Here is a 14440-nt window from a genome sequence, read left to right as displayed (position 1 = left end):
GGATGAAAGCCCGTTCTAGAACAGGAAGTAGCGCTGGGCCATCGGCAGCACGCTCGACGGCTCGCAGGTGGCCACTTCGCCATCCACGGTGACGGTGTAGGTTTCGGGATCCACCTGGATGTCCGGGGTCTCCCCGTTGTGCTTCAGGTCCGCCTTGGTCAGGTTGCGGATGCCGTGCGCCGCGCGGATGGTGCTGCGCAGGTTCAGCCGGTCCGGGATGCCTTCGTCGATGGCGATCTTCGGCAGGAACGTGATCGACGACGTGTGCACCGCGCCGCCCAGCCCGCCGAAGTTGGGCCGCAGGGTGCGCGGCTGCGGGGTCGGGATGGAGCCGTTGGGATCGCCCATGAGCGACTGAACGATCTGGCCGCCCTTGATGACCATTTCCGGCTTGACGCCGAAGAAGGCCGGGTCCCAGAGCACCAGGTCTGCGAACTTGCCCACCTCGATGCTGCCGATCGAGTCGGCGATGCCGTGCGCCAGCGCCGGGTTGATCGTGTACTTGGCGACGTAGCGCTTGAGCCGGAAGTTGTCCCCGACCGAGGGGTCCTGCGGGAACTTGCCGCGCTGGCGCTTCATGGCATCCGCCACCTGCCAGGTGCGCAGCACCATTTCGCCGATGCGGCCCATGGCCTGGGCGTCGGAGCTGGTGATCGAGAAGACGCCGAGGTCGTGCAGCACGTCTTCGGCGGCGATGGTCTCCTTGCGGATCCGCGAGTCGGCGAAGGCGACGTCCTCCGGGATGTCCGCGTTCAGGTGGTGGGCGACCATGAGCATGTCCAGGTGCTCGTCCACCGTGTTGTCCGTGTAGGGCAGGGTGGGGTTGGTCGACGCCGGCAGGACGTTGGGCAGCCCGGCCATCCGGATGATGTCCGGGGCGTGGCCGCCGCCGGCGCCTTCGGTGTGGAAGGTGTGGATGACCCGGCCGTCGATCGCCCGGATCGTATCTTCCACGAAGCCGCACTCGTTGAGGGTGTCCGCGTGGATGGCCACCTGGACGTCGAACTCGTCCGCGATCCGCAGTGACATGTCGATCGAGGACGTGGTGGCGCCCCAGTCCTCGTGGATCTTGAAGCCGATGGCTCCGGCCCGGATCTGCTCGGCAAGCGGGCCTCGAGAGCTGGCGTGGCCCTTGGCCAGCAGCCCGATGTTGACCGGCAGGTCGTCGAGCGCCTGCAGCATCCGGCCCAGGTGCCAGGGGCCCGGGGTCACCGTGGTCGCTTGGACGCGTCCGACGGCCCCGCGCCGCCGCCGATCAGCGTGGTGACGCCGTTGGCCAGCGCAACCGGGATCTGGTCGGGGCTGATGAAGTGCACGTGGGTGTCGATGCCGCCCGCGGTGAGGATCTTGTGCTCCCCCGCGATCACGTCCGTCGCGGCACCAATGGTGATGTCGACGCCGTCGGAAATGTCCGGGTTGCCGGCCTTGCCGATCTTGAAGATGTGCCCGTCCCGCAGCGCGACATCAGCCTTGTAGATGCCGGTGTAGTCCAGCACTACAACGTTGGTGATGACCGTGTCCGGAATGTCCTGGTCGCGCGTGCGCTGTCCGTTCTGGCCCATGCCGTCCCGGATCACCTTGCCGCCGCCGAAGACAACTTCCTCGCCGTAGCGGGTGTAGTCGTGCTCGATCTCCAGCAGCAGGTCGGTGTCGGCCAGCCGGATGGCGTCGCCGGTGGTGGGGCCGTACATCTCCGCATAGTGCTTGCGGCTCATCTCGAAGCTCATCGCTGTGCCTCCCCTTCGCCGGCGTCCTGCTTGCCGGTGCCGCCGGAATCGCCGGCCGGTGCGGAGGCAGTTTGGCCGCCGGTCTCCCCTGCCGCGGCGTGCCCGTCGCCCTGTTTGTTGCCGTCCGCCTTCGGGCCAAGGGATTCGTCGACAGGATCCACACCGAACGTAGTGCTGAAGCCGGTTTCCTCGGTACCGACGTTGGGCAGGTCGATGGCGTACTCTGCCGCCACTTCCGGCTCCTTCTCCGCATCGATGCCGGCAGAACCGCCGATGGCTTCCGTGTAAACGGCGGCGACGCTCTCGCCCAGCGAGCCGTTCACGTGGTTCTGGAAACCGTAGACCTCGCGGTTCCCGCCGATCTCCACCAGGTGCACACTGCGGGCATCGCCCGGTTCGAAACGCACGGCCGTGCCGGCCGGAATGTCCAGCCGGAAGCCGCGCGCCGCCACCCGGTCCATGTCCAGCGCCGGGTTGACTTCGGCGAAGTGGTAGTGCGAACCGACCTGGACCGGACGGTCGCCCCGGTTGGTCACGTTCATGATGCGGGTCTCTGCGCCCTCGTTGCAGACGATGGGCTCATCGCGGAGGATGTACTCTCCCGGTTTCATGGGTTTCTCCTCTCCAGGCTCAGCGAATCGGATTGTGGACGGTGACCAGCTTGGTGCCGTCCGGGAAAGTGGCTTCGACCTGCACCTGGTAGACCATCTCCGGCACGCCGTCCATGACGTCCTCGCGGGAGAGGATGGTGGTGCCGTAGCTCATCAGGTCCGCGACCGTCCGGCCGTCGCGGGCGCCCTCGATCAGCTCATAGGTGATCAGGGCGACGGCTTCGGGAAAGTTGAGTTTCAGGCCGCGCTGCCGGCGCCGTTGCGCCAGGTCCGCCGCGACCACAATCATGAGTTTGTCCTGCTCACGGGGCGTTAAATGCATGTAGAACTCCCTAATCCTTCACAAAAAGAGGTGTCCACCCGTTATCTACAACCGGTCAGAGACTAGACCGGGAGGCCCGTGGATAAGGCAAGAATAGCAGAGCGATCCACGTTGGCAACTTGGCCGTTTGGCGCGGTGGTGACGGCCGCCGTCGGCCACGCTTAGGGTGTGATCCACACCGCAGAATCTACCCGACCAGGCGCCTGTTCGGGCCGGTCGGCAGCAGATGTTCGGGCCGGTCCGCAGCCGAGATTCCGGCGGCGGTCCGCAGCAGATGTTCGGGCCGGTCCGCAGGAGATACTCGGCCGGCGGGCGCCTACGATGGAGCCATGCCAAGGACGGACAGAGCCTCGCGGATTATCGCGGCCCCACGTGAGCAGGTTTTCGCCGCGCTCGTCGACGCGGATGCGCTCGCAGCCTGGCTGCCGCCGGAGGGCATGAGCGGGAGGTTCGAACGGTTCGACGCCCGGCCCGGCGGCTCCTACCGATTGGTCCTCACCTACGCGGATGCGTCGACGGCGGCGGGAAAGGCCACCAGCGACACGGACATCGTTGAGGGACGCTTCGTCGAGATCGTTCCCGGCGTCCGGGTAGTCCAGGCGGCCGACTTCGAATCGGATGATCCGGCGTACGCCGGCACGATGACGATGACCTGGGAGGTCACGGCGGTGGACGCCGGAACCCGCGTGGAGATCCGTGCCGACGATGTCCCCGCCGGCATTTCCGCCGCAGACCATGCCGCCGGGCTGGCCTCATCGCTGGACAACCTGGCGGCCTATCTGGAGCAGCGGTAGCAGGGCCGGTGCGCTGGGCTTACTCAATGGTCGTGAAGTACCACTGATCGTTCGCCGGCGTGCAGTCCTGGGCGAGCGTGGTGTCCGGCTCGCTCAGCACCGACCATTGCGTCACCTGGCAATGGAAATGGGTGGGCTCCCAATACACGTAGTGCATGTCGGCCGCGTTGGCCGCGGCCATTCCAACCGTGGTGCTAGCGGCGGCCAGGGTGGCGGTGGCGATGGCGCGGGTGAAAAAGCGGCGGGCAGACACTGTGGGACTCCGTTCGTGGTCGGCAGCCGGGCTGAGTCCCGACCGTTTCCCATCCTAGGTCACGTTTCCATAACGACGGCGGTTTTCCACGGCTTCGGCGGTTCGGTCACCGTGTGCGGGAGCGTGGCGGCGATCAGGCCTGGGTCCGCCCGGCCGGTACGGTTGCGGGGCGTGGCGGCGCTCAGGCCTGCGTCCGCCCGGCCGGTACGGTTGCGGGGCTGAGGCCGAGTTCGTCCTCGCCGAGGTCTGCAAAGTAGGACTCGACGGTGGCGCGCTCCACTGCCGCCAGCGTGGCAGGATTCCACCGCGGGTTGCGGTCCTTGTCGATGACCTGCGCGCGGACGCCTTCGGCGAAGTCCGGCGCGGCGAGCAGGCGGATGCCGAGCCGGTAGTCCTGGTCGAGCACCTCTTCGAGGGTGTCCATCCCGCGGGCGCGGCGCAGGGCTTCGAGCGTGAGCTTCACGGACGTCGGCGATTTCGCCGCGAGTTCGACGGCGGCCTCCCGCGCCTTGGGTTCGGAACTGGACTGCAGCGCCGCAAGGATCTGTTCCGCGTCGTCGTACTGGTAGCACTCATCAATCCAGTGCCGGTCCTTTTCCAGGTCCGACGCCGGCACCTCCTGGCGTGCGAACCGTGCGATCGCTTCGTCCGCCGGAGCCTCGGCGAGCGCCTCCGCCAGGGCCGGCAGGTCCGCGCTGTCCACGAAGTAGTCGGTCAGGCCCAGCATGATGGCGTCCGCGCCAGTGCCGGTGCCGGCGGTGAGGGCCAGGTGGGTGCCGAGCTCGCCGGGGGCGCGCGAGTAGAGGTAGCAGCCGCCGACGTCGGGGATGAAGCCGATCCGGGTTTCCGGCATGCCGACCATCGTCCGCTCCGTGACGACCCGGTGCGAGGCGTGCGCCGAGAGGCCGATCCCGCCACCGAGCACCACGCCGTCCATGAACGGCACGATCGGCTTGGGGTAGCGGGAGATGTACGAGTTCATCCGGTACTCGTCTTCCCAGAAGATCTCCTTGGACGCCCCGGCCTGCATGTGCTTGTAGATGGCGACGATGTCGCCGCCCGCGCAGAACCCCCGCTCCCCTGCACCCGTGATCAGGACCGTCTCGACGCCGTCGTCCGTTTCCCACTCCCGGAGCGCCGCCGTAATGTCGCGGATCATGGCGTCGTTGAGGGCGTTGATCGCCTTGGGCCGGTTCAGGATGATGTGGCCGAGCCGGCCGGAGCGCTGCAGCAGAATCCCATTCGTGTCCACGGCCACACTCTAACGGGATTCTGTCCGACCGTCCCGCTAGGTTGGAGATCAAAGACAGCACCGAGCCGCCGGAGGACATGTTGCGCAGCCAGGCCCAGGCCACCGTACAGATCGACGATGACAATTTCCGCGTGACCGAATGGCGGTTCGCGCCGGGCACTGAGACCGGTTGGCACCGGCACGAACTGGACTACGTCGTCGTGCCGATGACCACGGGCGCGCTGCAGCTGCAGACTGCGGACGGCGAGTCGCTCAACGAGCTGACCGCCGGCCAGTCCTACACCCGCCCGGCCGGCAGCGAGCACAACGTCGTCAACCCCGGACCGGACGAGTTCGTCTTCGTCGAAATCGAAGCGAAGCAGGCTGCCCGGTGACAGCACGGCGCAGTGGCGGGACCATGCCAGAATGAGTGAGTTGGATCGCATATGCGGCTGATGGCAACGGGCGGAGGTTGGACGGAATGACGGTGGCGGAGCAGGCGAAGACGATGCGGACGGCGCGGCTGGGCTTCGTGTTCCTGGGCATCGTGCTCATCGCCGTGAACCTCCGCGTGGCGTTCGTCAGCGTAGGACCGGTGCTTTCCGACCTCAGCGCCGAATTCGGCTGGTCCGGCAGCACCGCGGGCCTGCTGACCGGCCTGCCGCTGATCTGCTTTGCGCTCTTCTCCCCCGTGGCTCCGGGCTTCGCGCGCCGGCTGGGGCTGGACCGGGCGCTGTGGATCTCGCTGCTGCTGCTCGCGCTGGGCATCGTCGCCCGCTCGGTGGTGCCCGCGGAACCGGCCGTCTGGTCCGGCACGGTGCTGATCGGCACCGGCATCGCGTTCCTGAACGTCCTGTTGCCCTCGCTGGTCAAGCGCGACCTGCCGTCCCGGGTCAGCCAGGTGACCGGAATCTACACCGCCATCCAAGGCGCCGTCTCCGCGGCCGGAGCCGCCGCCGTCGTACCCATTGCCCAGGCAAGCCCGTACGGCTGGCGCCTGGCGCTGGGAGTGTGGGCGGGGCTGGCGCTGATCGCGCTGGGCATCCTGCTGCCGCATCTGTGGACTCGCAGTGCCGCGGCTGCCGGCGGCGGGGACCAAGCCGCAAGCTACCGCTCGCCGTGGAAATCCATGCTGGGCTGGCAGGTGACGCTGTTCATGGGGCTGCAGTCGCTGGCGTTCTTCGTGATGATTTCGTGGCTGCCCGCGATCGAGCACGACCAAGGCATCCCGGCGGTGACGTCCGGACTGCATACCTCGCTGTGGCTGCTGATCGGCGTGGCCGCGAGCCTGGCTGCCGGCGCCATCCTGCACCACACCTCGGACCAGCGGGCGGTCTCCCTCGCCAGCAGCATCCTCGCGTTCTGCGCCTACGCCGGCCTCGCCGTGGCTCCGCAGTTCGCCCTGCTCTGGGTGGTGCTCGGCGCCGCCGGCTGCGGCAGCCTGATCGTGATCGGCCTGTCCCTGTTCAGCCTGCGCACCGAACACCATGAGCAGGCGGCCTCGCTCTCCGGGATGGCGCAGTCCATCGGCTACGCGATCGCCGCGGCCGGACCGGTGGCCTTCGGCGCGCTGCACGATGCCACCGGCGGCTGGACGGCGCCGCTAATCGCCGGCGCCGGCCTGATGCTCGTGCTGTGCGTCATGGCCGTGCTCGCCGGCCGGAACCGGCTGATCGGGTAAGACCGGCGCCCGCTCACGCAGTAACCGGATGCGGAAGGAAGGGAACTTACGGTGCCGGCTCAGGCGTTCTGCCAGAGCCCGACCACGTTGCCCTCGGTGTCGCGGAAGTAGGCGGCGAAGCCCATGTCCATCACCGGCATCTTCGCCTCCACGGTCTCGCCCCCGAGGCTGCGGATCTTCTCCAGCGCCGCGTCGATGTCCTCCACGTCGATGGTCACAACCGGCCCGGTCACCTGGCCGCCCTCGCGCCTGAACAGGCCGCCGTTGATGGAGCCCGGTTCCTTGGGCATGCCCTGGTCGTCGCTGGGCGTGGTCATCACCATGTTGTACTTGACCTCCGGCATCGGCGTGATGTTCCAGCCGAAGGCCGAACGGTAGAACTCGCGCGCCCGCTCCTCGTGGTCGGCGGGGATCTCGAAGTGCACCACACGTCCGGTCATTGCGCTCACCTCTCCTGGGTCCGGGGCGCGGGCGGTCCGCGCCCACATCGCCCAGTTTAGGGTTGCCGCCCCGCGCTGTGGAGGGCTCCACTATATTGGCGGCAGAGGCACCAGGTTCCACCGAACGGCAGGAGCACAGACCCATGGCCCAAGAACTCGCGTCCCAGCTCATCGACCAGCTTGTCAGCGCCGGAGTCCGCCGGATCTACGGGATTGTCGGCGACAGCCTCAACCCCATCGTGGACGCGGTGCGCAAGACCGGCGGCTCGGCCAAAGGCGGGATCGACTGGATCCACGTCCGGCACGAGGAAGCGGCCGCCTTTGCCGCCGCGGCGGATGCACAGCTCACCGGTGAACTCGCCGTCTGCGCCGGCTCCTGCGGTCCCGGCAATCTGCACCTGATCAACGGACTCTACGACGCCAACCGCTCCGGCTCGCCCGTGCTGGCCATCGCTTCGCACATCCCGAGCAAGCAGATCGGCACCGGCTACTTCCAGGAAACCCATCCGGACCGCCTGTTCACCGAATGCTCGGTCTATTCGGAGATGGTCAGCACGGCCGAGCAGGCGCCCCGGGTGATGCACAGCGCGATCCAGCATGCGTGGGGAAGGCGCGGGGTCGCCGTCGTTAGTTTGCCCGGGGACATTGCCAGCCTGGACGCGGTGGCGCCCACGCCGGTGTGCACGCCGTTCCTGCCGGCCTCGGTGGTGCCGGATCCGCGGAGCGTGGAGCAGCTCGCCAAGGCCATTAACGACGCCGGAAAGGTCGCCATTTTTGCCGGGGCCGGCGTGGCGGGCGCCCACGACGAGGTGGTGGCCTTGGCCGAGCTGATCGGCGCGCCGATCGGGCACTCGCTGCGCGGCAAGGACTTCATCCAGTACGACAATCCGTACGACATCGGCATGACCGGGCTGCTGGGCTACGGCGCCGCCGCCGAGGGGATCGAGGACGCCGACCTGCTCCTCTTGCTCGGCACGGACTTCCCGTACGACCAGTTCCTGCCGGAGACGCGGACCGCGCAGGTGGACCGTGCGGCGGAGCACCTGGGCCGGCGGACGGACGTGGACCTCGCGGTGCACGGCGACGTGCTGCCCACCCTGACCGCCTTGATGCCGCTCCTGAAGCGCAAGAAGAGCCGCCGCTTCCTGGACCAGATGCTCAAGAAGCACGACAAGCTCATGAACAAGGCCGTCGGCGCCTACACGCGCAAGGCGGACAAACTCAAGCCCATCCATCCCGAGTACGCCGCCTCCGTGCTGGACCAGACCGCGGCGGCCGACGCCATCTTCACCGCCGACACCGGAATGTGCAATGTCTGGACCGCCCGCTACATCAACCCGCTGGGCACCCGCCGGCTGATCGGTTCCTACCTGCACGGCTCCATGGCCAATGCGCTGCCGCACGCCATCGGCGCCCAGTTTGCCCACCCGCGCCGGCAGGTCATCTCCGTCTCCGGCGACGGCGGCCTGGCCATGCTGCTGGGCGAAATGCTGACCGCCGTGACCTATAAGCTGCCGCTCAACATCGTGCTCTTCAACAACTCCACGCTGGGCATGGTGAAGCTGGAAATGCTGGTCGACGGGCTGCCGGACTTCGGCGTGGACGTCCCGGACACCAACTACGCCGCGATCGCCTCCGCCATGGGCTTCCACGCCGTCCGCATCACGGAGCCGTCGGAGCTGGAGGGCGCCTACCGGGCCGCCTTCGCGCACCGCGGCCCGTCGCTGGTGGAGGTCATCACCGATCCGAAGGCGCTGTCCCTGCCGCCGAAGATCACCGGCGAGCAGGTCTTCGGCTTCGCCACCGCCATGTCCAAACTCGTCCTGAACAAGGGCGCCGGCGAAGCGGTCAGCATGGCCCGCAGCAACCTGCGCAACATCCCGCGCAGCTGACCATGCCGGGCCGTCCCCGCATCTGAAGCCGCGGCGAACGGGGAAACAACGACGGCGGTGCGCACCATTGTGTGCGCACCGCCGCCCGGTCCGGAGGTGCTTCCGGCCGCCGGATTAGAGCTCGAAGTCGCCGAAGTCCCCGCCGGCTCCGCCGCCATCGCCGAAGAAGCCGTCGAACAGGCCGCCGCCCTGCTCCGCCAGGCCCTCGCCGGCCGCGGAAATCTCTTCGCCCGCGCCGGCAACGCCGTCCGCCAGCCCCTCGGCCGCGCCGCCCAGTTCCTCGCCGATGCCGGTGAAGCCGTCCAGCAGCGGTCCGGCGATCGCGGTGCCGATGAACGCACCGGCCACACCGGCCAGCAGGCCGGCACCCAGTCCGCCGGCGGCGCCTGCTGCCATGCCGCCCATGCCGGAACGGCGCGAGCCACCGCGGCGCATCATCTGCTCCATGAACCCCGGACGCGATACCTCTGCCCTGGTGGCCGCCCGGGCGAGATCCTGCGGCTGGTCGCTGCGCGGGCGCTCCGCCGGCGGCAGCTCCTGGGTCAGCTCCGCCAGCAGCAGCGAGCGCTGCTCCGGAGTCAGCCGCGCGAAGGCCTCGGCGTGGGCGCGTTCCATGTCCTCCGGCGGGGCCGTGCGGAGCATGTACTTGTACTTCGCAATCGCGGCCTGGTCCTCACGGGACATGCCGCCGGCACCACCGGAAGGCGCAGCGTAGCCGCCCTGCCGGCCACCGTACGGCTGGTTCTGACCGGGCTGGTTCCCGTAGGACTGGCCCCCGTAAGGCTGGTTCCCGTAGGGCTGGTTCCCGTACTGCTGGCCGCCGTAGGGCTGGTTTCCGTACTGCTGGTTACCGTACTGGGACCCGGGCTGCCGCTGGTTTCCGGGGCGGTTGCCGCTGGTCCGCTGCCGCAGCTGGTCCTTCACATACTCGCCGGCCATCTGCTTGCCTTTGCGGACAAACTTGTCGAACAATCCCACGGTATTGCCTCCTCGTCGTCAAGCTGCAGCACGCGATGCGCCACGCCTCTCCTCGTTAAACTCCCCGCACAATCCCCCGGTTCCTGATGCAGTCGAGAATCCGGGCTTAATGCGACAGCGTGCCATTAATACCCGTGTGACTGAGCTGTGGGGCCGATGAGAGCGATGTTGCTTCCCCCACCATCAGATGAACACTATTGTGTACTTAAATGTACTTTTGTAGATTTAGCGCAGGTGGATGAGGTGCGACTCCAGAATCCATTGGCAGCGATAAGCCCATCGTTGGACATGGGCGTGCTGTACGTCCTCTCCCGGGCGGATGCTGAGTTTACCGCTCCGAAAATCACCGAGCTCTTGCCCGAGGACGCGTCCCTCGCAGGCGTGCGGAAAGCTCTCAGCCGTCTTACCGAACAGGGATTAGTCCTTGAACGAGCTTCAGGCAGGACGCATAGTTACCGCCTGAATCGTAACCACCTAGTCGCTGAGGCCGTGATGGCGGCGGCTTCCGCTAAGTCCCGACTCCTGCAGCGCATGCGTGACGAAATCGATTCGTGGGAGTTCGCTCCACTCGCGGTAATTATCTTCGGATCCGCTGCACGAAACGAGATGCGGACCAACAGTGACATCGATGTCTTCGTCGCGTTGCCCGACACGGTTGATGAAGACTCTGCGGAGGACTTGATAACGGATCTAGCCGGGAAAATAAGCGCTTGGACAGGGAATGACGTACGCCCGTTGGTCTACAGGGAACACGAGATCCGTCCAGCACCGATCTTCGAGTCCATCCTCCATGAAGGCTTGGTTGTGGCCGGGCAGCCAGGCTGGCTCCGGCGGATCCTGCTGACGAACAAGGTTGCCCAGTGAGGACGGTTCGCGGTGACGAGACCATTCGACAAGGCCGGCTCAGGAAGGCCGAGCAGTTCCAACGAGTAGAAGCACGCGGCAGCTGACCGCCGGCACGCTGGCGGCGGGCCACCCGCAACACAGCCAGCCACCCGTCGTCGTACTTGGACTTGGGTTAGGCGGGTTTCCGGGGCCGCCGTAGGATGACGACCTGCCGGTCATGGGGCACGACGACGGCTTCGTGGATGTCCTGCAGGTGGATGTCCACGGCATCCTTGGTGCGGCGGACGATGAAGCCGGCGAGGATGCCGGAATGCTCGTCATTGTTGAAGCCGACAATACTGACAGGCCGCCCCAGGTCCTCGAGCATGAGGTCGGCGGCGAGCCGCTTGATCCGGCCCATGGTGGCTCCTTGGGGAGGTCCAGCAGTTAGGGAAAGTCTATGCGTCCGGGCAGTAGGCTGGAACCACCAAGCGACCCAAGGAGATTCCGATGAGCTCAGTTTTGCCCTCGCTGCTGACCAGCGCCGGCCTGATCGGCGGCTTCCAGACCGCGCGTGCGACGAAGAACCGTCCGCTGGGCGGGGCGGTGCTGGCGGCTGCCGGTGCCGCGGCGTTCACCTTGTGGAAGCGCGACGCCGGAACCCCCACTGCTTCGGCCCTCACCGGCACGTACCTGGCGGCGTTCGGGCTGTCCCACCCGCTGGCCAAGAAGATCGGCGCGTGGCCTGCGGTCTACACGGTCACGGCGGCGACGGCGGCGGCGTCGCTCGTCTTTGGGCGGAAGCGCTAGCGGGCAGGTCCCGTCGGCTGCGCGGCAGGCACATCGGGGCCCAGAGCATGACAAGCGCCCGGTTCGCACCCGGCACGTCGGGGCCCAGAGCATGACAAGGGCCCGGCCCGCACCCGGCAAGAGCGGGCGGCGGGCCGGGCCCTGATGCTGCGCTTATCCCCCAGGCGGAGGGAGCGGCCGTGCTACTTGGACTTGCCGGACTTCTCTGCCTTGTCCGACTTATCCGATTTGTCTGTCTTGCCCGCCGCAGCCTTTTCCGTCCTGGCTCCTTCGGTCTCCAGCCGGCCCTCCCGGTTCTCCAAATGCGCGCGCATGAACCACTGGAAGAGCTCGAGCTCCGCCGTCTGGCCGATCAGCAGGTCCTCGGTGATCGGGTCGATCTCCCCGATTGCCTCGATCGCCTTGCGGTGGTCCTCGACCACGCCGTTGTAGACCTGGTCCAGGGCGGCCAGGTGCTCGGCGGTGCCGGCGCGGTCGATCGAGTAGTCATCCCACGTGCGCTCCTTGACCAAGGCGCCGGGGAGGCCTTTGGGCGATACGCCCATGGTGGCCATGCGTTCGGCAACAGCGTCGATCATGGCGCGGACCTTTTCGATCTGCGGGTCCAGCATCTCGTGGACGCCGATGAAGTCGCGGCCGACGACGTTCCAGTGCGCGTGCTTGAGGGTCAGCTGCAGGTCATTCAGCGCATGCAGCCGCTGCTGGAGCGTCTCACCGACCTTGTAGCCGTCCTCCAGCTTCAGACCCGGTACTGTAAAGCCTGCCTTCGATCCGTTCTTCCCGGCCATCAAAAACCTCCTTACTGACGCTGCCGCTTCTCGGCGCGTTACCTCTCCCAAACTAGTAAGCAAACTTAGCGAAGTCCATGCGGGGCAACGTGGCTCCGCTGAGCGCGAAATCCTGCGCCGGGCGCTCCGGTGCTCAGGTCGGCTCGGATCCTGCCGGCGGGAGATCCGGATTCAGGTCCTCAACCCGCGGATCCTCCGCGGTCCACACCTGCAGGATCGCCCACGCGACGGCGGCCAGGGGCACTGCGAGCACGGCACCGATGATCCCGGCCAGGATGGTCCCCGCCGTCAGCGCGAACAGGATGACCAGTGCGTGCAGTTCCAGCGACTTGCCCATGACGATGGGCTGCAACAGGTCCCCCTCCAGCTGGTTGACGGCGATCACGATGATGGTCACGATCAGCGCCACGACGGGCCCGTTGGCCACCAGCGCGACCAGCGCGGCGAGGACACCGGCAACGGTTGCGCCGACGAGCGGGATGAAGGCGCCAAGGAAGACGATGATCGCCAGCGGGATGGCCAGCGGAACCTGCAGGATGAGCAGCGCGATGCCGATGGCGGTGGCGTCCACCAAGGCGATGATGGCGGTGCCGCGGACGTACCCGCCGAGAACCTCGAGAGTGCGGCGGCCCGCGCGGCGCAGCTTGGCTTCGCGGCGGCCCTTGAACGGGCGCAGCAGGAAGTTCCAGATCTTCGCGCCGTCCTTCAGGAAGAAGAACAGGACCACGATCATGAGCGTCGTGCCGGCGATGAATTCGGTGGCGGCGGACAACCCGGTCAGGGCGCCGGAGCGGACCTGCTGGCTGGTGGCAAAATCGATGACGGCCTGCCTGCCCTCCATCAGCTGCTCCTGCGTCACGGGCAGCGGGCCGGTCAGCAGGAAGGCCTCAAGTTCATCGAGCCCCTGGGTCGCCGCAGCCACCAGCTCGTCCCATTCGCTCCGCACGGCCAGCACAATGACGGTCGTGACGATGCCCAGCAGCACCAGCAGGCCGAGGAAGGCGATACCGGTGGCCAGCGCGCCGGGCACGCCCTTGCGCCGCAGCAGGTTCACGAAGGGCCCGATCGCCGCGGCCAGGATCAGCGCGATCATGACCGGGATGACCAGCAGCCGGACCTGCAGCAGCCCGTACACCGCTACGGTGATCAAGGTCAGCAGGAGCAGGATCTGCGCACAGCGGCTGCCGGCCCTGCCCAGTCCGTCCTGCCAGGTGCTGTGGCGCCGGCCGCCCTCGGCCACATACCGTGTTGACGCCATGGTTCCGGTCCTTCCCTCGACATCAGGCTTCCGGCAAAGACAAGCATGCTTACCATAGCTGTGCAAGAGGTGCGGCGAAATGCGCTCCGGAGCACCGCCGTCGTTATCCATGGTGCTAAATTTCGGAGCATGACAGACGCCACCCCGGACGGACCGGATTCCGCCCACCGCCGCCCTGAAGGACTGGATGACGCCACCGTGGAAGCGCTAGGCAAGCTCTCCGAGTCGCTCGAGGTGGTCGAGCATGCGCGCGGCTTCCTCTACGCGTTCCACCGGCTCACCGGCAAGGCAGACCTGGCCCTTGGCGAAGCCGTGGAGCAGCTGCGCCAAGCCGGCCACCATGGAATCGCCGACAGGATCGATAGGGAGATTGTCGGCCGCAACGTCATCGAGGGCCGCTGGACTTTCCAGATCGTCGAGGACTACGACGACAACTATTACTCCGCTTTCAAGGAGCTGGAGCAACAGGCGCGGGACGAGCTCGCGGCGGGCAAGCGGCATCTGTTCGAGGCTGAGATGAAGGAGGACCGCCGGACGCACGGGCTGCGGCACCATGAGGCGAGGCCGGAAGTGGACCCTCACGCCGGCAGCTGACCTCCGGCCTGCAGCACCTGGCGCTGGCGCAGCCGTAGCGTGGCGGCGGCCACGAGCACGGCGGCGGAGCAGATTCCCGCGGCAATCGCCGTGCCGGCGGAGAGCAGCCCGCCGTCGAGACGTCCGACGGCGATCCAGGCCAACCCCCAGGACAGCGCCAGCGCGAAGGCCAGCCTGCCACCGCTGCGCCGCGCGGTAGCCAGGCCGAGGAGCGCGGCGACAGCCAGCACGGGCGA

Annotated in this window: 15 protein-coding genes and 3 pseudogenes; 7 read left to right on the top strand and 11 right to left on the bottom strand. The window is 67.4% G+C overall.

The features are described 5' to 3' along the window. Positions 1-15: 15 nt before the first annotated feature. From ureC to D477_RS12290, 3 genes and pseudogenes are all read right to left on the bottom strand, one after another. Positions 16-1727, bottom strand: a pseudogene (ureC, locus tag D477_RS12300) (urease subunit alpha). 176 nt (positions 1728-1903) lie between these two features. Further along, a pseudogene (locus D477_RS23300) lies at positions 1904-2338 on the bottom strand (urease subunit beta); the annotation flags it as partial. 19 nt (positions 2339-2357) lie between these two features. After that, positions 2358-2660, bottom strand: a complete 303-nt coding sequence (locus D477_RS12290; protein ID WP_005269600.1) for an urease subunit gamma — start codon at positions 2658-2660, stop codon at positions 2358-2360. 329 nt (positions 2661-2989) lie between these two features. On the opposite strand from D477_RS12290, the gene D477_RS12285 reads away from it, so the two are divergent. Then, the gene (locus D477_RS12285; protein WP_005269599.1) at positions 2990-3454 is read left to right on the top strand and encodes an SRPBCC domain-containing protein; all 465 of its coding nucleotides are present in this window, start codon (positions 2990-2992) and stop codon (positions 3452-3454) included. Positions 3455-3473: 19 nt separating this feature from the next. Here D477_RS12285 and D477_RS12280 read toward each other — a convergent pair whose 3' ends face one another. Together D477_RS12280 and D477_RS12275 are read right to left on the bottom strand one after the other, a co-directional pair. Then, entirely contained in the window at positions 3474-3707 is a 234-nt protein-coding gene (locus D477_RS12280) for a hypothetical protein (protein ID WP_005269598.1), read from the bottom strand. A 181-nt stretch (positions 3708-3888) separates the two neighbouring features. Beyond that, positions 3889-4959 (bottom strand): enoyl-CoA hydratase/isomerase family protein, encoded by a 1071-nt coding sequence (locus D477_RS12275; protein WP_005269597.1) that lies wholly within the window; start codon positions 4957-4959, stop codon positions 3889-3891. Positions 4960-5000: 41 nt separating this feature from the next. Here D477_RS12275 and D477_RS12270 point away from each other — a divergent pair, with 41 nt between their 5' ends. Continuing rightward, on the top strand, positions 5001-5333 hold the full coding sequence (locus D477_RS12270) for a cupin domain-containing protein (RefSeq protein ID WP_272943822.1): 333 nt from the start codon (positions 5001-5003) through the stop codon (positions 5331-5333). 86 nt (positions 5334-5419) lie between these two features. Beyond that, complete coding sequence (locus tag D477_RS12265) at positions 5420-6619, top strand: MFS transporter (protein WP_005269595.1); 1200 nt, start codon at positions 5420-5422, stop codon at positions 6617-6619. 59 nt (positions 6620-6678) lie between these two features. Here D477_RS12265 and D477_RS12260 read toward each other — a convergent pair whose 3' ends face one another. Further along, complete coding sequence (locus D477_RS12260; RefSeq protein WP_005269592.1) at positions 6679-7059, bottom strand: VOC family protein; 381 nt, start codon at positions 7057-7059, stop codon at positions 6679-6681. Positions 7060-7202: 143 nt separating this feature from the next. Here D477_RS12260 and D477_RS12255 point away from each other — a divergent pair, with 143 nt between their 5' ends. Continuing rightward, a complete protein-coding gene (locus D477_RS12255) occupies positions 7203-8951 on the top strand; it encodes a pyruvate dehydrogenase (protein WP_005269591.1) in 1749 nt (582 codons plus the stop codon). A 114-nt stretch (positions 8952-9065) separates the two neighbouring features. Here D477_RS12255 and D477_RS12250 read toward each other — a convergent pair whose 3' ends face one another. Continuing rightward, positions 9066-9929: a hypothetical protein gene (locus D477_RS12250; RefSeq protein ID WP_202804095.1), complete on the bottom strand. Its 864-nt coding sequence runs from the start codon at positions 9927-9929 to the stop codon at positions 9066-9068. 288 nt (positions 9930-10217) lie between these two features. Here D477_RS12250 and D477_RS12245 point away from each other — a divergent pair, with 288 nt between their 5' ends. After that, a complete protein-coding gene (locus D477_RS12245; RefSeq protein WP_081608558.1) occupies positions 10218-10793 on the top strand; it encodes a nucleotidyltransferase domain-containing protein in 576 nt (191 codons plus the stop codon). 154 nt (positions 10794-10947) lie between these two features. Here the strand turns inward: D477_RS12245 and D477_RS12240 are convergent, their stop codons facing one another. Beyond that, positions 10948-11175, bottom strand: a complete 228-nt coding sequence (locus D477_RS12240) for a hypothetical protein (RefSeq protein WP_005269584.1) — start codon at positions 11173-11175, stop codon at positions 10948-10950. Positions 11176-11264: 89 nt separating this feature from the next. Here D477_RS12240 and D477_RS12235 point away from each other — a divergent pair, with 89 nt between their 5' ends. Next, positions 11265-11564: a hypothetical protein gene (locus D477_RS12235; protein ID WP_005269583.1), complete on the top strand. Its 300-nt coding sequence runs from the start codon at positions 11265-11267 to the stop codon at positions 11562-11564. Positions 11565-11746: 182 nt separating this feature from the next. On the opposite strand, the gene D477_RS12230 is transcribed toward D477_RS12235, so the two are convergent. Continuing rightward, complete coding sequence (locus D477_RS12230; protein WP_005269581.1) at positions 11747-12352, bottom strand: Dps family protein; 606 nt, start codon at positions 12350-12352, stop codon at positions 11747-11749. Between the two features lie 133 nt (positions 12353-12485). Next, positions 12486-13610 (bottom strand): AI-2E family transporter, encoded by a 1125-nt coding sequence (locus tag D477_RS12225; protein ID WP_005269579.1) that lies wholly within the window; start codon positions 13608-13610, stop codon positions 12486-12488. A 129-nt stretch (positions 13611-13739) separates the two neighbouring features. Between D477_RS12225 and D477_RS12220 the strand changes: the two genes are divergently transcribed. Continuing rightward, positions 13740-14204, top strand: coding sequence for a hypothetical protein (locus D477_RS12220; protein WP_005269576.1), 465 nt, complete (start codon positions 13740-13742; stop codon positions 14202-14204). On the opposite strand, the pseudogene D477_RS22695 reads toward D477_RS12220, so the two are convergent. Then, positions 14189-14440: pseudogene (locus tag D477_RS22695) on the bottom strand (tryptophan-rich sensory protein); the annotation flags it as partial. The gene D477_RS12220 and the pseudogene D477_RS22695 overlap by 16 nt on opposite strands.

Source organism: Arthrobacter crystallopoietes BAB-32, assembly GCF_000328305.2.
Lineage (GTDB): Bacteria > Actinomycetota > Actinomycetes > Actinomycetales > Micrococcaceae > Crystallibacter > Crystallibacter crystallopoietes_A.
The sequence above is the reverse complement of the archived record's forward strand: the minus strand, read 5'-3'. Positions and strand labels throughout refer to the sequence as shown.